Genomic DNA, 20,849 nt, shown 5'->3' on the forward strand with positions numbered 1-20,849 from the left:
CCCAAAGGCGCTTACATATGCGTGGCACGTCTAGCCCAGGCGAATAACTTCCGTTCGAAATGATGATTATCATTCTGCAAAAGCGTACTAGACAGCTTCCTTTACTGCAGACAAGAACTGCTGTGTTCTCTCCCGTTTCGGATCTCCGAACAACTGCTGGGGCTCTCCTTGTTCTTCGATCTTGCCGCCGAAAAAGAAACACACCCTGTCGGAAATGTCCGCGGCAAATCCCATCTGATGAGTGACCATCAACATTGTCAGCCGAAATTCCGAGACAAGCTTCCGTATCACGTTCGTCACTTCTCCAATCACCTCTGGATCCAACGCCGACGTGACTTCGTCAAACAACATGACCTTCGGACGCATGGCCAAAGCCCGTGCAATTGCCACGCGCTGCTGCTGCCCACCGGAAAGCCGTGCCGGATATTGGTCTTTCTTTTCGATCATGCCCACCATACTTAGCAATTCCTCGGCCCTAACTCGGGCCTCCGCCTTGCTAAGACCGAGAACCTGAACAGGCCCCTCTATGCAATTTTGGAGAGCCGTCATATGAGGAAACAAATTGAAATTCTGAAAACACATGCCGATGCTTGCTCGCATCCGTCGGAGATACGACGCATCCGCAGGGACCAGCTTTCCGCCTCTGGGCATGTGTGTGAGCGGTTTCCCGTCGACATAAATGACCCCGGAATTGATCGATTCCAATGTCATCAGCATCCGCAAGACGGTCGTCTTTCCTGAGCCCGAAGGCCCGATTATCGACACCTTCTCTGCTTGGGCGATGTCCAAATTGAGATTATCCAGCACCTTCAAACCGCCGTAGTTCTTAGAGACATTCATAAAGCGCACCATCGGTACAGTGCTGCCCGTTAGCTCAAGCGGATAGTCGTGCGAACTTTCCATCAAACCATTCCCAATCTGCTGCGCAACCATCGCTCAAAGATACGGATCACCCAGGCTGCAGGCAGCGAGAGCAGAAGGAATAACATACCCACGAGGGTATAAGGCTCAAGGTAGCGATAGCTATTCGTTCCGACGACTGTCGCGGCATGCATCAACTCAGCGACCCCGATCGCCGAGAGCATTGGGGTGTCCTTGAAAATCGCGATCAGAGCATTGCCCATGCCAGCCAATGCGGGGGGCAGAGCTTGCGGTATGATGATTCTGAAATAGGTATCTCGTCCGGAAAGATTCAGCGCAGTGCAAGCCTCCCATTGGCCGGCCGGAACGGCCTCCAATCCACCTCGATAAATTTCAGAAAGATACGCCGACCGGTAGAGCCCAATTGCTATCAGTCCCGAAACCCACGGAGACAGTTGAATACCGAATTGCGGTCCTACGAAAAACACGAAATAGATCTGCAGGAGAAGCGGTGTCGAGCGGATGAACTCGACGAATTCGCGCACGGCTGCCGTCACGAGCTGACTACGTGTTCTTTGCAGAAGAGCGAGGATAAGGCCACCTACAAGGGCGATCGAATAACCGATGCCAACCGCGGCAAGTGTGTTTAAAGCTCCGGCGAGCAAATCGGGAAGTATTTCCCAGGCGAAGCTCCAGCTCCACTCTAGCTCCATATCACGTCCTCGACATCTTTCGCCGCAATCTCGACTCGAGACTGCGGACGGTCGGTGTAATAAGGAAACGGGCTAGCAGATAGTAAATCGCTAACGCAGCGCCGAAGGCTTGCGCTGAACGGAAGGTAAGATTGTTGATCTGCTTTGCCTGAAACATGAGCTCCGCCAGCCCAATCAAGGAAACGAGGGCAGTGCCCTTTAAGACGTCAATCAACAGGTTACCCCAAGGCGGTAGCATGATTAGAAATGCCTGAGGAAAGATGATACGGTACATGCGCTTTGCCGGCGACATCGAAAGCGCATAAGCCGCCTCCCATTGCCCCTTCGGTACTGCAAGAATTGCTCCCCGCACGACTTCCGCGCCATATGCGCCAGTGTTGATGCCAACTGCCAAAAAGCCGGCACTAAAGGGAGAAAGGCTCAGTCCTAGTAGCGGCAGTACAAAGAAGATCCAGTATATTTGTACGACCAAAGAACTACCGCGAAAAAATTCGATGTAGGCAACCGCAAATGCGCGAAGCGCATTATTTTTTGATAATACCAACAGTCCAAAAGTGACCGAAAGTACTACTGTTACAAGGGAAGCAAGGACAAACTGCCCGGCCGTCACCAAGCTGCCGCTGAGATATCTTGATCCGTACTGCTCCAGAAAAAGCCAAAAGCCCATGCATACTCCTGACGCTCAGCGAGAAACTCCGACGAACGAGCCTGCTGGCCCGTTCATCGTCCATCCCGGGAGATCAGCGATTTTCACAAACCCATTCGAGCGAAGTCGAACCTGGAAGCTGCTTTTCCGTGTAGCCAAATGGCGCAACTGCGGAAAGCATTTCGGGCGATCCGAGAAACTCCTTCTGAGCGGCGTTGAACTTCGAGACGAAGTCAGAATCATTTTTCCGTAAGCCAAAAGCAACCCAATTGAACGTTGATTCCGGCATTTTATTAGAATCGGTAACTTCGACAAAACCTTCAGCGCCCTTAGCCTGAGCCTGGAGAGATAGATCCGAGTTTGCTGCGGCGTCTGCGCGTCCCGATCTGACTGCTGCCAAAACCGAGGGTCCATCAGGAAGCTGCATAATGCGGTCCGGCGGGACGCCGAACTTTTTTGCGCTGTCAATGGTGGCATAGCCAACAACTGCCGTCATTGTTGCGCTCTTCTTGGCAATGTCCTCGTAGTTCTGAAGGCCTTTCGGATTGCCTTTCGGGACAAGCAAAGCATCAGCCGTTTTCAGCATGGGGGCGGTGAAAGCGATCGTGTTGCATCGGTCTTTCTTGATGTACAAACCAGACGTGACGATGTCGATTCTTCCGGCTTGAAGAGCTGGTATCAGTCCGGAGAAGTCTGAAGTTACCACCTCGATTTGTGTGAACCCCATCTTCTTCAAAAGATTGATGACATAAGCGTTCATGAACCCAGCGGGCTCGCCGCCCGCCCCAACGAATGCATATGGCGGTGAGTTGGCAAAGCCGATACGAATTGCAGCTCCCGACTCTAAGCGACTGGTTAACGGTCCCGCGAAAGCAATGGGCGCGATCAGAGTGAATAGTACTGCTGCTACGGATGCGCAAATCTTGAATTTCATAAATTCATTCCCCTCTTTGAACGTGGCTGGTTGCTAGTGTTGAAATTGACCGGCCGCCCTGTTGCAAGCGTCGGCTGTTTTCCCTGGCACGCTGAGTACGTAGCCAGCGTTGCCCTCGCTCAGATCTCGATTGCGGTCTCGCAGAAGTTCTGCGGGAGCTAGCATGACATCATCCAGCTCGTCGGACGCATTGAACGAGCGCGCCAACTTTTCGGGAAGCAATCTTAGGCAACCACCATTCATCCGGTGAGTCCTCTTCGACTACCGGACGTTTTCTGGATCACCATGAGAGGACGAAGTCCACCCTCGCCTCCTTTTTTTACACGTTAGGCCCTTATTTGTAAAGTTGCCAATACAATTCTTTTTGCTATCTAATCTCGACGAGATTTCGTGGTCAAAACGTCGGTTTGGAGCAGGGAGGTCCCGCTAGCAGGGGCCGATGCACGGGCCAAGGTTGTGTGTGCACGTACCTAAGCGAACCATGGAGTTTGGACCCCGGGGTTCATTTGCAACGCCGTCCGCGGCAACTCCTCCTCCTCTCCACTAGTGCGATTGCCTTCCATCTGGCCCAAAGGCATAGAACGGATTGATACCGCAATACGCGTCTGTGCCCGAGGCCGTGACCGTGCACTGCTCGTACGTCGAGAATTGGCAGTTGCCGGGATACCCCCAGATGCGGCCCTGCAGGCAGTAGAGATCTGAAGGAAGTACGGGCAGCATGTGTGCCGAATGATGTCGCGGAGCGGCGGTCGAACGCGCTCCCAACCCGACCAGAACGGTAAAGGCAACTCCGACGATGAACAAAGCATATCGCATGAGGTCTGTACCTCCGTGAAAGCGGAATACCGCGGACGAAATGTCTCATCGCGCTCTAAATAAACGTAAATGCCAGCAGGCTGGAGCAGAGCAGCGCGATGCCGGCGGCGGTCAGCGCCAATGGGCTTTCGGAGACAAGATCATGATTGTGCATGGAATGCCTCATTGCGCCACGAACCCAAGAACAACATCCGGCCGAGCAACGTCTGAACGGCCAAGTAAAACATAATTCGAATTCGCGCATTATTCCTGCCCTTATCGAGGCATAAGGCTCTTTTTTCGGCGTGATCGCGCTTCGTTTCGCCGTTAACCTGCTCATCAATAGATCTAACGACTTTCGTGATACTTGCTGCGTAATCGACGGCCGGGGACTAACTCACGACGGCATCGGATGCTCCCGTCATCATTGCGATAGCTTTCTGTGAAAATGCGCGGACTTCTTCTCCTCCTTGCGGCCTTTGTAATCGCGCTGGCAGCAGGCGGTCAGCACCAAATTGATTTGGTGCCGCGTCCCACGGCCCTATGCCACTAGTCAATGTTCCGTAGCTCCAAGACTTAGTCCAGCAGCAAGCTGCTTGATGCACTTCATCGTAGTTCATCTTGCGGGGGATGGCCGCGCCACGGTCCGGAAATCGAAGGCGACAGCGAGCGCGATTGCTGTCAGATACAAAACCTTCCACTGCGGCGATCGTCACCTGGTCCACTCGTACCAGGCCCGGGTGAGTCGCGGTCCCATCCGCCCGTGACGCCGCAGCGCGGAAGACACACTGCCCTCGCGACTTTTCAAATCTGCACTGCCGTCAAGGACGCGCCCGCTCAGGATGTGAACGGAAGTTCGGTATCGTCTTCGAAGTTTTCGGCAGCCATCGTCAGCTCGCGAATTGGATCGTCAGAGAGCGCGTTGATGCGATCGCCATGCCTGACTGCGCCCCGGCAAGCCGCCTCTCTGCTTGGTCCTTTATTGATCTTTAGACAAAATCTCGTCTCCTTACGACTGAAATCCGCGTCCCTGCGCAGATGTGAGCTGCCGCAGTCGGTACTCAGGCAATGGACTTTTTTGATCTTGGGTTTGGCCCGTCTTCGTTCGGGCGATACGCTCGTCGCGGAGCTGAGTCCGGCGCACTTTTCCCGCCTGATGGCGAAGCGGGTCGTCAACAAACTCGGTGGTGCGCGGAAGCTTGTAGGACACCAAGCGCTCGGCCGAATGCGATAGCAGCGTCTCCGCGGACAGGCCGGGGAGAGCCTGGACTATGGCGTGGACGTATGAGCCATGTCCTCATGCGGGAGACCGATCAAGGCGCCCCAAATCGCCAATGGATGCTCGTCGATGGCGGCCTCCACCTGGGCTGGATAGACGTTCGACCCGCCGACCAGAATCATGTCCGTGCGCCGGTCGACGAGATAAGGTAGCCGCCTCGTCGAAGTGACCGATGTCGCCGAGGCTCTCCCAGCCACCGGGCAGCGTGCGGGCTGTGGCGCCGCAGTAGGCGTAGGCGCGCGCGCTGCCCCCTCGATCTCGCGCAAGTATATCTCGCGTATATCTCGCCCACCTGACCTTGTCGCCATAAGCGACATTGGTCCGCGGCCCCAAGAACAGATCGCCATAGTTGCTCATGTTCATCAGGAAGTAGTCAGGGTCTCGAGTCATCAGCTGGACATGCTCGGAGGCAATGCGATCTGCTTCTTTCACCATCTCTCGTCTGACTCGCAGACAATAACCTCGCCATAGTCCGCCCACGCTTTTGCGGCGACAGCGGCGGTGGGCAAGATCTTGAGCAAGCGAGCGATCTCGGCGACCGCGCCGAGGACGATGTGACAAAGCGCGTCCCACTGCGTCGATGCTTGGCACGGCATATTGATCGCGTCGTCGGCATATCTTAGATAGGGAACGGAAGATCCTGGTTTTCGGCACCGGCATCAGTCCCGGTTGCGAGCATCGTGTGGATTGGATTCCAGCGCCCTCCAAAAAGGCCAGGCTGGATGGGTTCTTTGAGGGAGAGAGCGAGCGAAAATACCTCGCCCTTGCGGATGAGTTTTCCGGCATCAATGATGTCAGTTTCAGAAACGTTGTTCAGTGTGCCGATCTGATCCTCTGCCCCCCAGCGCGCAATTCGACAACGCTTTTGCAGTTTGTTCAATGTCTGCGCGGCTCGAAGCGTCAACTTCCTTGGACATCATCAACTCCTAGCTGTTTGACGCGCTTTATTTCATTGCATTAGTGACCGTAATCGGCACCTCGAACACGGAGAGATTTGGAGGGGCCCCGCAGCGAGCGCTTTCCGCCACTCATCATTGAACATTCGCTCGGCATGCCCGCCGCTCGAAATCACGTAGAATGCTCCACCCGTCTTCTCTCCATCAAACAGGTAGTACTTTGCGGCTACACCTGGGGCATGGCGAAGAAGTTGAGGGCGGATTGCTGAAAGGAGGCCGTCATTTCGGCCAACGAGGTGCCGCGAGGGACGTCAAACGTGACCAGTGCTGCAATCACAACATCCCCCCTGGATATTATCGCGACGAGTGACTCGAGCCTTAGAGCTCGTCAACTGCGCTCGTTCTCTCTGTTGATAGCGACGCCAACTGCTGCAAGCATCGTATCCAATATCATTTTGGTTTCCCTTCATGCCGGATCGGCATCACCACGGCAGCGCTCGGCAAAATGCGCATCTGTTCGGTTGTACCGGATCCCGAGGCGGGAGTGAGAAGACTTCCCCTGGGAGTAGTGAGCTGGACACTTGGAACAGCAGCGATGCAGTTCCACCGTCGCCCACATGCCGCCGTTTCGAGGATGCTAGTCCGGCTGCAGCTTCCTTCGAACGGGCACTGCTACCCTGCAGGCTGCGACTTGCAACTGCCACTGTGCGCGGCGACGCACCGCATCATCGCCTTCACCCTCCGACACCCACACCCTGGATTGGTCGAACCCGATCATTTCTTCAGGGCCCGCTCTTCGCCTGGGCCAAGAGCAGCCGCTGACCGCTTCAGGGAGCTACGCCTCCCGAGCCGAGATGGCTGCCGATCCGCGCCACCAGTTCGTCTTCACCGGCCGCATCGGTGAAATGCGCGACGTAGCGACCATCCGGACCGACCAGATAGGTGAAGGCGGTGTGCGGCATCTGATATCCCGTCACATCGTCGGAATCGGCGCGCCTCGCGAAGACCTTGTACAGCGACTTCACATGGTCGATGTTTTCGCGCGAGCCAGTCAGGCCGGTGAAATGCGGATAGCTGCGTTCCAGGAATATCTTCATGACCTCGGGCGTGTCCCGCTCTGGATCGACGGTGACATAGAGCGGCCGTAGGCGTGAAGCCAACGGCCCGAGCCTGCCGATCACCGCCGAGAGCCGCGCGAGTGCAGCAGGGCAGACTGCGCGGCAATGGGTGAAGCCAAAGAAAAGCAGCATAAATTGGCCGCGATAGCTGCGGTCGCCGACGGCCTGCCCATGATGATCGATCAGCTCAAAGGCACCGCCGGGCCGTTTGGCTGGCTCGCCTGCGGCTTGTCCTTTGCAGCAGTCAGACATGGTCGAACGCCACGATGAGTGTGGTCGTCCTCTCGAGTGCCAGGTTCACCACGATGGTCCCATCGTGTACCACCGCCTGGACCGCGCCGATTGCGGTGATCGTCCGAGCGCGACTGGCGGCCACCGGCTCGGCGTCACGGAATAGCGTCCAGGACGCAACCGGCAGTATCGGCCCAATTCCGAGGCTGGTCTCCGAACCACCGGCCTGGCGCGGCTGAAGCGTCAGCACGAGGAGCTTTGCGTCGCGGTCATAGATCGCACGCGTCACATCCCTGGCCAGCGTGATCCGCCGCAAGGCAGGAGCAGCGAAGTGATCGGCGGTCCATGGCTTGTTGTACAATCCCCACAAGCCGTCGGGAACATTCAGGCGCGCATAAGCCAGCATCGCATTGCCAGTCAGCCGATCCATCCGGACCAGATTGCCGTCCGCGTCATAGGATTGCTCGTTCCGCGGATAATAGAGACCGCCGTCGCTCCAGGTCGGAGACATATGGCGGTCGGCATGCGCCAGCAGGCCCTGAAGATCAGGATCTCCCATCTCGGACAGCAGCATGGCGACGTAGCCGACGTCGGGCATCGGCCATGAATAGGTGCGGTCTTCGATGTCCTCGACTGGCTGGCCGCCCGCCAGCGCCTCGCGCACGCGCGGCACCACGGAGTTCGGATGGAGCGAGACCAGGCCGTCACGGCCGTATTTCAGGACGCCGCGGAGCTGGTCGCGATAGATGCCGTGCACGAAGTCGCGATTCCAAGCGTTCATCACCGCTCCGCCCCATGCGGTCCAGCCGACGCTCTTCGGCGGCACGAACTCGTCTTGCTCAATTCGCCACCACGCGTGGAACCAGCCTTCGTTCGAGAAGATGCCCTTCTTCTCCCAGGCGACCCGATAGCTCTGTGTCGCCTCCTCGGCCACCGCAGTGCCTTTGCGTAAATCGGCCAACCGAAAGCCAAGCATCGGAAACTGATTGCAAACGATGAACACGCAGTTCGGCTCACAGGCGACCCCGAGCCATCCATTCTCGACCATCTGCCAGTAGATCACCTCGTTGAGCGAGGTGCGGTTGTATTCGAACTTCTCGGGCTGCATGCCCCAGAAGATCGGGTTGTGCAGGAAGGTCAACGCGCCGGGCTGGTCATAGCTGTCGTCATCGAACAGCATACTGTGTATGCCCACCATAGCGGACAGATGCCCGCTATACATGATGTTCTCGCGCACCACCGGGTCGGTCCAGCCCTTACGCAGCTCCTTGATGTCTGGATTGACGTATGGCCCTGATTGGCTGGTATCTTTCCAATATCCCCACACCTCGCGCCGCAACATCTTGCGGATCAACTGATCGAACGTCCCCCGAAAGACTGCGGGGGCGGCAGGCAGCCGGTGATAGTGCGCAAGGGCCAGCGCATATGCCATCTGCGCGAGCTGATAGCGATAGGAGTCCAGCCATTCCTGCCCGGGGTCGGGAATGCCCATCTTGCACCATTCGCCGTCGGGCTGGGCGGCGAGGTTCTCGATGTGGCGGAGATGGCCAAGCTGCAGAGGATCGAGAATAGGAAATCGCGACACATCCGGCGCCTCGCGATAGGTGCTCCCAAGCTCCGAAACCGTCATGCTGGTCCTCCCGAAAGCCAATCTTTTTGGTTACATGCTGAGATCTGCGCGCCTGAGATCCACGTCTCCAACAACTCCTGCCCGGATCCTGATTTGATGACCGACCAGCAGGATGGTAATGGCCGCCGGCGCAGGCGATCGAGAGGTGGTCAAGATCGCGGCAGGCAGGCTGTTCTCCTCCCGGGAACAGGCTTCGGTCGTAGTATTCCGAACAGCGGCCGATTTTGCGTTCATCATCTATGGCCAGGACGGCGCACAGACGACCGTGAAAAGCTTTGCCGGTAGCGACTACTGCGCCCTTCCCAAGGCTCTCACCATCAAAGGTTCCTTCTCCGATCGCTTGAACCACCACGACGGCATCGCCGGCGAATATTCTTTCCGGCGTCAGGCGAAACCCCGAAATTGCCCGATGCCAAAATTGATGATGGAGGTTCAGGAAATCGCGACCACGACGTAGCAATCCAAACGATGGGTCGATGTATTCTCCATGTTCACTAAACAGATCCGCGAAGTCATCCGCGCTTGACTTGTTCCATCGCTCCACCCAAGAGTGGCCGATGTTCTCCAACTTCTGCTTGTCCAGCTTGCTCATGCTGTGCTCCGCTACATCATCATTATAGGATGGTTGCTGGGGTCTTTAACTCTCGGCCTTCGTTGATGCCTTCCGCGATGGTTCGTCAGCCCGGTGACGGCTGAATGATCAGATTGTCACCACAAGTTTTCCGAACGCGCTCCGGTCAGCAAGGAGCTGGATCGCCTTGCCACCCTCATGCAGAGGGAATTCCGCGGTGATGCCGGAGGACAAGATGCCTTCTCGGTACCAGCGCTGCAGCTCTCGCCGGTTGGCCTCATTCTGCGCATCCTGCTGCAAGATGAACGTCCGCCAATTAATCCCGAGCACGTCGCAGTTCTTCAGGAGCGGAAGATTGAGCGGCAGGGATGGAATACCCGCCGTGAAGCCGAGCACGAGATATCTGCCGCCCTCTGCTACACAGCGGATAGCAGCTTCCGTCAGCCAACCGCCTACCGGGTCGATGACCACATCCGCGCCGCGGCCGCCAATTGCGGTCTTCAGGTGAGCCGCGACGTCCCGGCGCTCGTCGGGCGGCACAGAGGGATACAGGATACCTCCGCCCGCGCCATGGCGGCGAGCGAAGTCGACCTTCTCCTGTGACGAAGCCGCGGCGACGATATGGGCCCCGAGATTGCGTGCAACCTGCACTGCCGCGATGCCGACGCCTCCCCCCGCGCCAAGCACGAGCACGGTCTCGCCTGCCTTGAGACGTGCGCGGGTGTGGAGCGCATAATATGCCGTCTCGAACGTGAATTGCATCACGGCGGCATCGGCAAAGGACATTCCGTCAGGAACGTGGCTGCAACGTCCGGCATCTACAGCCACGAACTCTGCCATACCGCCCGTGCCAATGCGGGCCGCGATCCGTTGCCCGACCCGAAATCCGGATACGCCGGATCCCAGCGCAGAGACTATTCCAGCCACCTCGGCTCCCGGAGCGAAGGGACGCGGCATCTTGACCTGGTAGCGATCTTGGATGGTGAGAAGGTCCGGATAGTTGACGCCGCAGGCCTTCACCGCCAATACCACCTGTCCCGCCCCGGGGACTGGCATTGGCACATCGAGCAGCCGTAGGGTCTCCGGACCACCTGGCTCACAACTCATCAGGGCACGCACCAAGTTTCCCCCATCTAATTTGGTGGTAACAATGAAACGAAGCGTCGCGCCCGCAATGACAAAAATAACCAATAGCGTTGACCGTAGCTGCCACCACGACGGTGGCGAGTGCCCAATCTGCGGGCTAACATGATGCCACCATGCCATTTCAAAGACTTGGGCCATTAGACAAGGCGCCGCCGCGTTCCGCCATTGACTGCAGCTATGTCGGGCTGGTGCTGAGCGGTGTCCGGGAGGCAGGATTCGATGTCGCTCAGCTGGTGGCACGGGCGGGGATAGCGGCTGAACAGCTCGAGAAGCCGGGTGCCCGATTGCCGCAACACCAGTTTGCCCGCTTGATCGCGGTCATTACGCGGGAGACGCGCGACGAACTTTGGCTCCTCGGCAGCCGTCCCATCAAGCCCGGCAGCTTCCGCATGATGTGCCGCTTGCTGATCCGGTGCGCCAATCTGCGGGAAGCGATCAGGATCGGCTGCCAATTCTATCATCTGGTTGCGGACGATTTCGTGGTGCGTCTCGCGGAAGGTCCCGACGACGCTTCGCTCTACGTCACCGATACCATTGCCCAGCCTAACCGCCGGCGCATGGCCAACGGCGCGATCCTGATGTTCGCCTATGGCCTGATGTGCTGGCTCGTGGGCCGCCGGCTGCCGCTGATCACAGTTCACTACGTCTTTCCAGAAGAACCCTTCAGCTTGGAACTCGAACCGTTCTATCGAGCCCCGATGCTGTTCGAGCAGCCCCGTACGGAAATCCGGTTCGACACCGAGTTGCTCGACCTGCCTATCGTGCCTGATGAGGAGCGCCTGAGGCGTTTCCTGGCGTCCATGCCCGGTGCGCTGCTGGTGCGCTATCGGGACGACAGCAGCATGGCTGAGCGAGTACGAGCAATTCTCCGCCGCAATCTGAAGCGCCCGTTACCCTTTGAGGACATCGCAGGCAAACTGGCCGTGTCCCCACAGACGCTACGCCGCCGCCTGCTCGAAGAAGAGAGCTGCGGCTTTCAGGAAATCAAGGACCGGCTGCGGCGCGATCTCGCCATCCATCTGCTGCAGAAATCCCGACTGTCGCTCGAGGAGATCGGAGTCTCCCTCGGCTTCTCCGAACTCAGCGCCTTCCACCGGGCATTCAGGCGTTGGACCGGCTCTGCGCCTGGCGAATACCGGGAGAGCCATAGGCCACCGGCGAAATAGAAGTCGGATTTGGTCAATCCGATTGGCATCCGCGGTCATTCAATGACCGCGCGCCGAAATCGACAATCCCCGAAAGCCGATCCCATTCGGCGCGAAGACCATCGTCTTGAGGGGAAGAAATGCCAATCCTACGCCACTGGGCAGAACGCCATCCCGACAAGATAGCCGCGCGGGTCGCGTTCTCGGAACGGACTGTGACTTATGGTGAGCTGGACCGCCGAGCCAACGCCGTCACACAACTTTTGATCTGGACGGGCCTAGCCACCGGCGACGGCATCGCGATCATGCTCGATAATGACCTCAGTTACTTTGAACTCATCTGGGGTGCCCGTCGCCAGGGACTTTATTACACACCGGTCAGTACGCATCTGACACCCGAGGAGGCCACATACATTGTCCGAGATAGCGGCGCCAAAGCATTTTTTGTCGCCACCCGGTTCGCCGAAACGGCCCAGGCATTGCTGGCCAACAACCCTCACCATTGCGCCGTCTACGCGGTCGATGGTGCACTGGACGATACTCTTAGCTATGCCGCCGAGCTCGCGCGCTTCGAGCGCATGATCGAGACTCCCGACGGCCCGGTCGGCAAAGATTTCTGCTATTCCTCCGGCACGACGGGCAAACCCAAAGGCATCAAGCAGCCGCTCTTCACAAATGCGAAGCAGGCCCGGGCGTCCGGCGACTGGGCGCAAACCAATTTCGGCTTCACAGAGGATAGCATCTATCTCTCCCCGGCACCATTGTACCATGCCGGGCCGCTTCGCCTCTCCATGCGCACGCTGGAAAACGGCGGCACTGTCATAATCATGAAGCAGTTCGCGGCCGAGCCGGTTCTGGCCGCGATCGAACGCTACCGCATCACCCATAGTCAGTGGGTGCCGACGATGTTCTTCCGTCTGCTGGCGCTGCCGGAGGAGGTGCGCACCCGATACGATCTATCATCCCATCGCTGCGCGATTCATGCGGCCGCGCCCTGCCCGCCCGAGATCAAGGAACGAATGATCGAGTGGTGGGGCCCGATCATTTGGGAATATTACGCAGGCTCGGAACGCAACGGCGCGACCTGCATCTCGACGGCGGAATGGCTGTCGCATCGCGGATCGGTCGGGCGCGCCTGCATTGGCACGATCCACATCCTCGACGAAAGCCAGAATGAGCTTGGCCCCGGTGAGATGGGCGACGTGTATTTCGACGGCCCGCCATTCGTCTACCACAACGATCCCGAGAAGACCGCGCGCTCGCGAAATGCAAAGGGTTGGTCGACCATCGGCGATGTCGGCTACCTTGATCGGGAAGGATATGTATTCCTGACCGACCGCCGCTCCCACATGATCATTTCCGGGGGCGTCAATATCTATCCCCTCGAAATCGAGAACCGCTTGGCGCTGCACCCTGACATCATCGACGTCGCCGTGTTCGGCATCCCAAATCCGGAATATGGCGAAGAGGTCAAGGCGGTGGTGCAGCTCAAGACCCCTTCGAAGGCGTCACGCGCACTCGCGGCCGAACTGATCGCATTCTGCCGGGAGGGCCTATCGCACATCAAATGTCCGCGCTCGATCGATTTCGAGGCCGAACTGCCGCGGCAGGCCAACGGAAAGCTGTTCAAGCACGTGCTGAAGGAGCGCTATTTGCAGCGATCCTCAGCCCAGATCAAGCAGGACAGGCAAACAGCGTGAAGAAGCTCACAATCGCGATTTGTGCAACCGCGTGGGCGGGCTTGATCTCTCCGACAGTCGGCCAGGACAAGAACTACGGACCCGGCGTGACGGATACCGAAGTGAAAATCGGCCAGACCATGCCCTATAGCGGCCCTACATCCAGTTTCGCCGCAATCGGCCGCGCCATGACCGCCTATTTCCAGAAGGTAAATGCGGATGGCGGGATCAACGGTCGCAAGATCAACCTGATCTCGCTCGACGATGGCTATAGCCCCGCAAAGGCTGTCGAGCAAACGCGTCGGCTTGTGGAGAGCGAGGAAGTGCTGGCGATCGTCGGCACGATCGGCTCGTCCACGAACTTTGCAACGCAAAAATATCTGAACGCCAAGAAGGTGCCGGGGCTGTTCCTGGGCACGGGTGCCAATCGGGTCTCGGAGCCCGCCACCTATCCGTGGTCCATGGGCTGGCAGCCGAACAACCATGCCAAAGGCGTGATCTATGCCAAGTATCTTCTGAAGGAGCGACCCAGCGCCAAGGTAGCCGTGCTTTTTCAGAACGACGATTTCGGACGCGACTACATCAAGGGCCTCCACGATGGCTTGGGCGACAAGGCCTTCACAATGATCGTCAAGGAGATCAGCTACGAGGTCGCTGAGCCGACTGTCGATTCACAGATCCTGATCCTGAAAGCGACTGGCGCCGATGTGTTGGTCGACATCTCGACGCCAAAGTTTGCAGCCCAGGCCATCAAGAAGATCGCGGAAACGAATTGGCATCCCGTGCATCTGCTGAGCGATGCGGCCGGCTCAATGTCGAGCACACTGGTGCCGGCGGGGCTCGAGAATTCGAAAGGCGTCATCACGGTGGCATTCCGGAAGGATCCCAACGACGAGATGTGGGCCGACGACCCGGGCATCAGGGAGTATCTCGCGTTCATGAAGCAATACATGCCCGAAGCTAATCCATCGGAAACCCTTCACGTGTTCGGCTACGCCACTGCACAGACGTTTGTTCACGTCCTTACGAACTGCGGAGACAACCTGACGCGCGAGAACCTGATGAAACAGGCGCCCGGCATCGAGGACCTCGAACTTCCAATCATGCTTCCCGGCATCACGTTCAATACCAGCCCCACACGCTACACGCCGATAAGCCAAGAGCAGCTGATGCAGTTCGACGGAGCGACCTGGAAGCCAATCGGCGAGGTCATCGACGCGGAAAAATGAGCGTTTCGACTGACGACATCTGGGGGGCGGAGGCGACGTCCTTCGCCGGCCTCCATTCATTATCTATAGAGAGGACCTGCCGTGGACTTTGAACTCACCAAGGAACAACTCGATCTCCAGCAGCGAGCACGCACCTTCATCAATACCGAAGTCTTGCCCGTTTATCGCTCCTGGCCAATCACCGTTCCCGAGTACAGCCCGGAGTTGACGGCGCATTTGAAAGGGAAGCTCCAGGACTTTGGGCTGACGAAGCTTAACGTGCCGAAGGCCTACGGCGGCCAAGGGCTCGGAGCGATGGAGGATGTGATCGTCCTTGCCGAATTCTCAAAATCGCCAAGGCGCATGCCTGGCGGGCACTTTGCTCCGTGGCCCGTGCTCTATGAGGCAAGCGAAGAGATCAAGAGCAAGTACCTCTACCCGGTGCTTGAGGGCCGGACATCATGGTCCATGTGCTTCACCGAGCCGGAAGCCGGCTCCGATCTGGCACGCATACGGACGACGGCTGTCAAGAAAGGGGACCACTACGTCATCAATGGAAGGAAAATGTGGAGGACCGGGCACCATGAGGCGTCGTACACGGCCGTCGCTGCGGTGACCGATCCGGAACAGGGGCATCGCGGGATTAGTATCTTCCTCGTCGACAACGACACGCCCGGTTTCGAGAAAGTGCGAGACATTCCTGTCATGTCGCGCCAATGGGGCGTGGAGCAGGAGATGAAGCTGGAGAATGTCCTCGTTCCGGCGGAGAACCTCCTGGGGGGACAAGGGGCTGGATTCTCAATTGCCCAGCATCAATTCAATCGCTTTCGGCTTCGCTTGGGAGGGGTGGCGCTCGGGATGTCCGAGCGGAGCCAGGAGCTCGCGATCGATTGGGCGGGGACGCGCGAAGTGTTCGGCGGTAAGCTCGGCGAAAACCAGGCGATCCAGTGGATGCTGACTGACTCGCAATACGACATCGAGTCGATCCGGTGGAACACTTACTATGCAGCCTGGCTCGTCGACCGGGGAGGCTACTCGGCCGCCAGGCTACAGGCCTCGATGGTCAAGGGCTACTGCATCGATGCTGGACTCCGGGTCGTGGATCGATCGATGCAGATCCTGGGGGGACGAGGTCTTGCAATCGACGACTATCCATTTAGCGACTTCTACAACCAATTGCGTATGTGCAAGCAGATGGAGGGTTCGACAGAAATCATGAAGATCGTAATGGGCCGCGAGATCCTCCGCAAATAGAGAACGGTTTTGCATCGGCTTGATGGCCAACGGCGAAGGCCCGTGTTGTTCGACTATGGACTTAATGGTGAGATCAAGAACACCTTTTAGGAGGATCAAAATGTCGGCTGCTGGCCAGCCGTTTCGAACGACTTTGATCCGTTCAGTCCGCAAACACGTCGCAATCCCTCTGAAACGTACAAGGAGCTGCGCGCGGCTGGCTCCGTCGTTCGCCTGATCACCTACGATATTTGTACCGTCCCCGTCACGGCCCGGAAAATCCGGGCCGGTGTCGCGGAAATATCTCGAGAGCCATGGGATCGCGGCGGTCGCCGCCCTCCGAGCGCGAAGCTCCACGAGCGCAGCACGACAAGTGCCATGGTCGCGGCTATACCGGCGCTGGCATAGCTCGTCAACAATACCATCAACGTTATCGGCGGCTGCGCGGCCGACCGCGCTTCATACAGCTTCGATGCGAGATTTATTACAATCCACCGATAGGTGGATGTTAAGCATCGCAGCAAGTCCATAACGTTGCGGCAACATTCATCTGCGCTCGGACATGGCGCCGTTGCGCGTCCGTTCGCCGACACCGGCATTCCGAAGACATGACCAACAGATCACGCCCGCGCATCCTGCTGATCGGCACCGGCGACACTAAGTCGGACGAGCTCCTGTTCATGCAGCGCTGCATTGCCGGCGCCGGCGGCGAGACCGCCTTGATGGACGTCAGCGTGCTCGGCGATCCCCCTTACAAGGCAGCGCACGACAAGCACGCGGTGGCCGCCGCCGCCGACACGACGATCGCCGCCGTGATCGCGAGCGGCGACGAGAATTCGTCGATGACCTTGATGGCGCGCGGCGCCGCCCGGCTGACGCGGCAGCTCTGCAAAGACGACCGGATCGACGCCATGATCGCGATCGGCGGCACCATGGGCACCGACCTCGCGCTCGACGTCGCGCTCGCCCTCCCGCTCGGCTTTCCAAAGCTGATCGTGTCGACCATCGCCTTCTCTCATCTGATTCCCCCCGAGCGCATCGCCGCCGATCTGATGATGATCCTGTGGGCCGGCGGCCTCTACGGCCTCAACGGCACCTGCACGGCGGTGCTGTCGCAGGCCTGCGGCGCGATCGTCGGCGCGGCCCGCGGCGCGATCAGGCCGCGGCCCGAGGGGCCGATCTTAGCGGTGACCTCGCTCGGTAAGAGCTGCCTCAGCTACATGGTCGAGCTGAAGCCGCAGCTCGAGGCTCGCGGCTACGAGGTCGTGGTGTTCCACACCACCGGCATGGGCGGCCGCGCGATGGAATCGATCGCAGCGCAAGGCGGATTTGCCGCGGTGCTCGACCTCAGCCTTCAGGAGGTCGCCAACCAGTTGATGGGCTCGGTGGTAAACTCCGGCTCGGACCGTCTGATGAATGCCGGACGGAGCGGCATTCCGCAAATCGTGGCGCCCGGCGCCATCGACATGGTGGACTTTCCCGCCTGGCTGCCGGTGCCGACGGAACTCGCCGATCGTCCGTGCCATGCGCATAACCGCCTGCTTGCGTCAGCGACCTCCGGTGCCGTCGATCGCCGACGGATCGCGCGCGCCATTGCCGCGAAGCTTGCGGAGGCGACGGCGCCAGTAGCTTTCGTCCTTCCGTTCGGCGGCATCCAGCGATGGGATCAGGACCGCCAGACGCTGTACGATCCCGAAGGCCTTAGCGCCTTCGTCACGGAAATGCGTGCTGCGATCCGCCCGCCGGTCGAGCTTCACGTGATCAAGGACCACATCAATCACCCGGGCTTCGTCGCGAAGATCCTGGCGATCTTCGACCGCTGGGTGGCCGACGGCGTCGTTCCAGCCGGCAAGGTTCCGGCGGAGCAGACATGAGCATATCCGCGCCAAGCGCGCTGGTGCTGGATTTCGGCGGGGTGATCTACAAAACCCTGTTCGAAACGCATGATGCGACGGAAGCCGCGCGGCCTTGCCAAGGGAGCACTGACCTGGCGCGGGCCTTTCGCGGAGGACACCGATCCGCGCTGGTCGGCGATGCAGCGCCGAGAATTGTCCGCGCGCGACGATTGGTTGACTCGCAGCCGGGAGGTCGGCAGGCTCGTCGGCGAGGACTGGCGGGATATGCAGACCTTGTCCGTCGCGCGCGCGGCGCCGATCCGATGCTCGTCATCCGCCCCGAAGCGGAGCGCGCCATCCGGACGGCGAGGAGCCGGCCGCAAGTTCGCCATTCTATCCAACGAGCTCGACCTGTTCTACGGCGCGGAGTTTCGGCGCAAGCTGCCGCTGCTCGGGCATGTCACGTCATTGTCGACGCCACGCATACCGGCATCCTGAAGCCCGACCGCGCGCCTATGGCGCCGTGTGCGATGCCCTCGAGCTCGCGCCGCAGGCCTGCGTGTTCGTCGACGACCAGGAAGGGTGCGATCGCCTGCGGCCTCTCGACCGCCTGGTTCGATGTTCGACATCCCCAGAACTCTTACCGGCAGGCCCTCCACCTGCTCGGCCTTGCCTTTCGACAGCGGAGCCATTCATGCCCGAAATCAATTTTCTCATCGAGAACAATGCCCGCCGGATCTGGCATCCGATGGCGCATCCCAAAGACATGCAGGACCATCCGCCGCGGATCATCATGAAGGGCGAGGGCATCCACGTCACCGACATCGAAGGCAAGACCCTGCTGGACGCGGTCGGGGGGCTCTGGAATGTGACGCTCGGTTACAGCTGCGATCCGATCAAGAAGGCGATCGCCGACCAGCTCAAAGAGTTGCCCTATTATTCCGGCTTTCGCGGCGTGTCGACGGGACCCGCAATCGAGCTCGCCTATGAGCTCACCGAATGGTTCAAGCCGGAGGGCATGGTGCGCACGTTCTTCACCTCGGGTGGATCCGATTCCGTCGAGACCGCGTTGCGGCTCGCACGGCAATATTGGAAGATCAAGGGCCAGCGCGACCGCACCAAATTCCTGGCACTGAAGAAGGGTTATCACGGCACGCATTTCGGCGGCGCATCCGTCAACGGCAATGCCAATTTCCGCCGCAACTACGAGCCGCTGCTGCCGGGCGTCTACCACATCCCCTCGCCCTGGACTTACCGCAATCCGTTCAACGAGACCGATCCTGCGAAACTCGCGCAGCTCTGCGCCAATGCGCTCCTCGACGAGATCGAATTCCAGGGCGCCGACACCATCGCCGCCTTCATCATGGAGCCGGTGCTCGGTGCCGGCGGCGTCATCGTGCCGCATTTGAGTTTCATGGGACTGGTGCGCGAGATCTGCGACCGCTGCGGCATCCTCCTGATCTCGGACGAGGTCGTCACCGGCTTCGGCCGCACCGGGGCATGGTGCGGCGCGCGGCTCTGGAACGTCAAGCCGGACATGATGACAATCGCCAAGGCCGTCACATCGGGCTATTTCTCCCTGGGCGCCACCATGATCGGCGATAAAATCGCCGAGGCCTTCGAGAGCGACGAGACGAGCTTCGGCTCGATCGGCCATGGCTACACCTATTCCGGCCATCCCGTCGGTTGCGCGGCCGCCATCGCCGCGCTTGCCGAAACAAAGCGGCTTAAGCTCGACGCCAGGGCCGAGGCCTACGGCGCCATCCTCAACGAGGCGCTCTCGGCTCTCAAGCAAAAGCACGAGATCGTCGGCGACGTGCGTGGCAAGGGCTTGATGGCCGCGCTCGAGCTGGTCGCCGACCGCGGCAGCAAGAAGGCGCTCGACAAGAAGCGCGTCGGAAAGATCGGCGATGCGATCTACGATGCCGGCGTGATGGTTCGCGTCTCCGGCAGCAATATTATCCTCTCTCCGCCGTTGATTATTACGGCCGAGGACGCCAGGACGATCGCTCACGCGATCGACCACGGCCTTGCGACTGGTTGATGAAGGCAAGCGTGGCCGCTAATTCGGCCGCGCCATCAGCGCCACCACCGCGGAGCGCGTCTCCGCGCCGAGCTTTTGAAAGATGTGGATGAGGTGCGTCTTGACGGTCGCCTGGCCGATCTTAAGGCACTCGCCGATCTCGCAATTGGTGCGGCCGCAGCACAACAGCCGTACCACGTCCATCTCGCGGCTGGTCAGCCCATAGCGCTGCCCGTCCTCGGACGCGGCGGCGCGGCCGACCAGGTTGAACTGGAGGTACTGGTGGATCTTCTCGGCGATGGTCACCGCGCGCTCCGGGATCCTCGCCTCCCTATCCCATACGACGCTCATCCCGGCGACGATTTGGTCGTCGCGCCGGAAGAAGAAATCGAGCATGTCGACGATGCCGCATTGGTCGATGAACGAGCGGTAGAGCGCTGTCTCGCCTGTTTGCTGGCCGGCCATCGTCTTACTGAGGCGCGCCACCGCAAGCTCACCCGCATGAGTCGGATGCTGCGGGTCGAAGGCACTCATGCCCTCGAGATACTGTAGATGAAACGGCTCCGGAATGCGCGCCAAGAGGAAGCGCCGGAGGTTGTAGCCCTCATCGACTTCGTAAAATGCCGTCGCCGAGCCCTCCAGCATGGACTGGGCAAAATGCACGGCTTCGGTCGTTACGGCCTCCGAGCGGCCCATGAGCATCAGCATGGCCTAGTTTCCTCGATTCCACTCCATTCGGGATATCTGGTGCGTCCTCGCGCGGGCGACGCCGGAGAGGCACGGCACTTACTTAAGCAACTTGCGGGCCATCGGTTTAGGTTGCCACCGAGCCGAGGTCCGAACCTGGTCTGCGCCTCGATCGATTGACTGGACAGCGACACCGGCACGTTCGCCGCAACCGATTCG

The 20,849-nt window shown here is 59.4% G+C and carries 17 protein-coding genes and 2 pseudogenes; 7 read left to right on the top strand and 12 right to left on the bottom strand.

Annotated elements, in window-relative coordinates; all coding sequences use genetic code 11:
* Nucleotides 1-87 precede the first annotated feature (87 nt).
* The 11 genes and pseudogenes from ehuA to AC0L3B_RS25730 all read right to left on the bottom strand — a co-directional run bounded on the left by ehuA (nt 88) and on the right by AC0L3B_RS25730 (nt 10,958).
* Complete coding sequence (gene ehuA, locus AC0L3B_RS25680) at nt 88-903, bottom strand: ectoine/hydroxyectoine ABC transporter ATP-binding protein EhuA (protein ID WP_473381256.1); 816 nt, start codon at nt 901-903, stop codon at nt 88-90.
* Complete coding sequence (gene ehuD, locus AC0L3B_RS25685) at nt 903-1,574, bottom strand: ectoine/hydroxyectoine ABC transporter permease subunit EhuD (protein ID WP_473381257.1); 672 nt, start codon at nt 1,572-1,574, stop codon at nt 903-905. Before ehuD ends, ehuA begins: the two co-directional genes overlap by 1 nt.
* 1 nt (nt 1,575) lies before the next feature.
* Nucleotides 1,576-2,241 (bottom strand): ectoine/hydroxyectoine ABC transporter permease subunit EhuC, encoded by a 666-nt coding sequence (gene ehuC, locus AC0L3B_RS25690; protein ID WP_473381258.1) that lies wholly within the window; start codon nt 2,239-2,241, stop codon nt 1,576-1,578.
* Nucleotides 2,242-2,314: 73 nt separating this feature from the next.
* Nucleotides 2,315-3,154 carry an ectoine/hydroxyectoine ABC transporter substrate-binding protein EhuB gene (gene ehuB / locus AC0L3B_RS25695; protein WP_473381259.1) on the bottom strand — a complete coding sequence of 280 codons (840 nt, stop codon included), beginning with the start codon at nt 3,152-3,154 and terminating at the stop codon, nt 2,315-2,317.
* A gap of 543 nt (nt 3,155-3,697) precedes the next feature.
* Nucleotides 3,698-3,970: a DUF3551 domain-containing protein gene (locus AC0L3B_RS25700; RefSeq protein WP_473381260.1), complete on the bottom strand. Its 273-nt coding sequence runs from the start codon at nt 3,968-3,970 to the stop codon at nt 3,698-3,700.
* A gap of 1,276 nt (nt 3,971-5,246) precedes the next feature.
* A complete protein-coding gene (locus AC0L3B_RS25705; RefSeq protein ID WP_473381261.1) occupies nt 5,247-5,888 on the bottom strand; it encodes a histidinol dehydrogenase in 642 nt (213 codons plus the stop codon).
* On the bottom strand, nt 5,848-6,108 hold the full coding sequence (locus AC0L3B_RS25710) for a hypothetical protein (protein ID WP_473381262.1): 261 nt from the start codon (nt 6,106-6,108) through the stop codon (nt 5,848-5,850). The genes AC0L3B_RS25705 and AC0L3B_RS25710 overlap by 41 nt, the downstream gene beginning before the upstream one ends.
* Nucleotides 6,109-6,951: 843 nt before the next feature.
* Nucleotides 6,952-7,494: an SCO family protein gene (locus AC0L3B_RS25715; protein WP_473381263.1), complete on the bottom strand. Its 543-nt coding sequence runs from the start codon at nt 7,492-7,494 to the stop codon at nt 6,952-6,954.
* Entirely contained in the window at nt 7,487-9,103 is a 1,617-nt protein-coding gene (locus AC0L3B_RS25720; protein ID WP_473381264.1) for a linalool dehydratase/isomerase domain-containing protein, read from the bottom strand. The genes AC0L3B_RS25715 and AC0L3B_RS25720 overlap by 8 nt, the downstream gene beginning before the upstream one ends.
* Before the next feature lie 256 nt (nt 9,104-9,359).
* Nucleotides 9,360-9,695 (bottom strand): annotated as a pseudogene (locus AC0L3B_RS25725) (nuclear transport factor 2 family protein); the annotation flags it as partial.
* Nucleotides 9,696-9,803: 108 nt separating this feature from the next.
* Entirely contained in the window at nt 9,804-10,958 is a 1,155-nt protein-coding gene (locus AC0L3B_RS25730) for an NADPH:quinone oxidoreductase family protein (RefSeq protein WP_473381265.1), read from the bottom strand.
* Here AC0L3B_RS25730 and AC0L3B_RS25735 point away from each other — a divergent pair.
* The 7 genes and pseudogenes from AC0L3B_RS25735 (at nt 10,934) to AC0L3B_RS25765 (ending at nt 19,964) form a co-directional block, all read left to right on the top strand.
* Nucleotides 10,934-11,986 (top strand): AraC family transcriptional regulator, encoded by a 1,053-nt coding sequence (locus AC0L3B_RS25735; RefSeq protein WP_473381266.1) that lies wholly within the window; start codon nt 10,934-10,936, stop codon nt 11,984-11,986. The two genes, AC0L3B_RS25730 and AC0L3B_RS25735, sit on opposite strands and share 25 nt — an antisense overlap.
* Nucleotides 11,987-12,105: 119 nt before the next feature.
* A complete protein-coding gene (locus AC0L3B_RS25740; RefSeq protein ID WP_473381267.1) occupies nt 12,106-13,665 on the top strand; it encodes an acyl-CoA synthetase in 1,560 nt (519 codons plus the stop codon).
* Nucleotides 13,662-14,873: an ABC transporter substrate-binding protein gene (locus tag AC0L3B_RS25745; protein WP_473381299.1), complete on the top strand. Its 1,212-nt coding sequence runs from the start codon at nt 13,662-13,664 to the stop codon at nt 14,871-14,873. Before AC0L3B_RS25740 ends, AC0L3B_RS25745 begins: the two co-directional genes overlap by 4 nt.
* 81 nt (nt 14,874-14,954) lie before the next feature.
* Nucleotides 14,955-16,106, top strand: coding sequence for an acyl-CoA dehydrogenase family protein (locus AC0L3B_RS25750; protein ID WP_473381268.1), 1,152 nt, complete (start codon nt 14,955-14,957; stop codon nt 16,104-16,106).
* Nucleotides 16,107-16,693: 587 nt separating this feature from the next.
* On the top strand, nt 16,694-17,959 hold the full coding sequence (locus tag AC0L3B_RS25755) for a Tm-1-like ATP-binding domain-containing protein (protein ID WP_473381269.1): 1,266 nt from the start codon (nt 16,694-16,696) through the stop codon (nt 17,957-17,959).
* A pseudogene (locus AC0L3B_RS25760) lies at nt 17,956-18,591 on the top strand (HAD family hydrolase); the annotation flags it as partial. The gene AC0L3B_RS25755 and the pseudogene AC0L3B_RS25760, both read left to right, overlap by 4 nt.
* A 23-nt stretch (nt 18,592-18,614) precedes the next feature.
* Nucleotides 18,615-19,964 carry an aminotransferase class III-fold pyridoxal phosphate-dependent enzyme gene (locus AC0L3B_RS25765; RefSeq protein WP_473381270.1) on the top strand — a complete coding sequence of 450 codons (1,350 nt, stop codon included), beginning with the start codon at nt 18,615-18,617 and terminating at the stop codon, nt 19,962-19,964.
* 18 nt (nt 19,965-19,982) lie between these two features.
* On the opposite strand, the gene AC0L3B_RS25770 is transcribed toward AC0L3B_RS25765, so the two are convergent.
* Nucleotides 19,983-20,651, bottom strand: coding sequence for a helix-turn-helix transcriptional regulator (locus AC0L3B_RS25770; protein WP_473381271.1), 669 nt, complete (start codon nt 20,649-20,651; stop codon nt 19,983-19,985).
* Between the last annotated feature and the right edge of the window lie 198 nt (nt 20,652-20,849).

The sequence above is a fragment of the Bradyrhizobium sp. Kon56 genome (assembly GCF_055807635.1).

Coding starts and splice junctions, on each gene's coding strand:
- ehuA (WP_473381256.1), bottom strand. CDS start 903: ATGGAAAGTTCGCACGACTATCCGCTTGAGCTAACGGGCAGCACTGTA.
- ehuB (WP_473381259.1), bottom strand. CDS start 3,154: ATGAAATTCAAGATTTGCGCATCCGTAGCAGCAGTACTATTCACTCTG.
- AC0L3B_RS25770 (WP_473381271.1), bottom strand. CDS start 20,651: ATGCTGATGCTCATGGGCCGCTCGGAGGCCGTAACGACCGAAGCCGTG.
- AC0L3B_RS25755 (WP_473381269.1), top strand. CDS start 16,694: ATGACCAACAGATCACGCCCGCGCATCCTGCTGATCGGCACCGGCGAC.
- AC0L3B_RS25700 (WP_473381260.1), bottom strand. CDS start 3,970: ATGCGATATGCTTTGTTCATCGTCGGAGTTGCCTTTACCGTTCTGGTC.
- AC0L3B_RS25740 (WP_473381267.1), top strand. CDS start 12,106: ATGCCAATCCTACGCCACTGGGCAGAACGCCATCCCGACAAGATAGCC.
- ehuC (WP_473381258.1), bottom strand. CDS start 2,241: ATGGGCTTTTGGCTTTTTCTGGAGCAGTACGGATCAAGATATCTCAGC.
- AC0L3B_RS25705 (WP_473381261.1), bottom strand. CDS start 5,888: ATGCCGGTGCCGAAAACCAGGATCTTCCGTTCCCTATCTAAGATATGC.
- AC0L3B_RS25730 (WP_473381265.1), bottom strand. CDS start 10,958: ATGGCCCAAGTCTTTGAAATGGCATGGTGGCATCATGTTAGCCCGCAG.
- AC0L3B_RS25715 (WP_473381263.1), bottom strand. CDS start 7,494: ATGTCTGACTGCTGCAAAGGACAAGCCGCAGGCGAGCCAGCCAAACGG.
- ehuD (WP_473381257.1), bottom strand. CDS start 1,574: ATGGAGCTAGAGTGGAGCTGGAGCTTCGCCTGGGAAATACTTCCCGAT.
- AC0L3B_RS25735 (WP_473381266.1), top strand. CDS start 10,934: ATGCCATTTCAAAGACTTGGGCCATTAGACAAGGCGCCGCCGCGTTCC.
- AC0L3B_RS25720 (WP_473381264.1), bottom strand. CDS start 9,103: ATGACGGTTTCGGAGCTTGGGAGCACCTATCGCGAGGCGCCGGATGTG.
- AC0L3B_RS25765 (WP_473381270.1), top strand. CDS start 18,615: ATGCCCGAAATCAATTTTCTCATCGAGAACAATGCCCGCCGGATCTGG.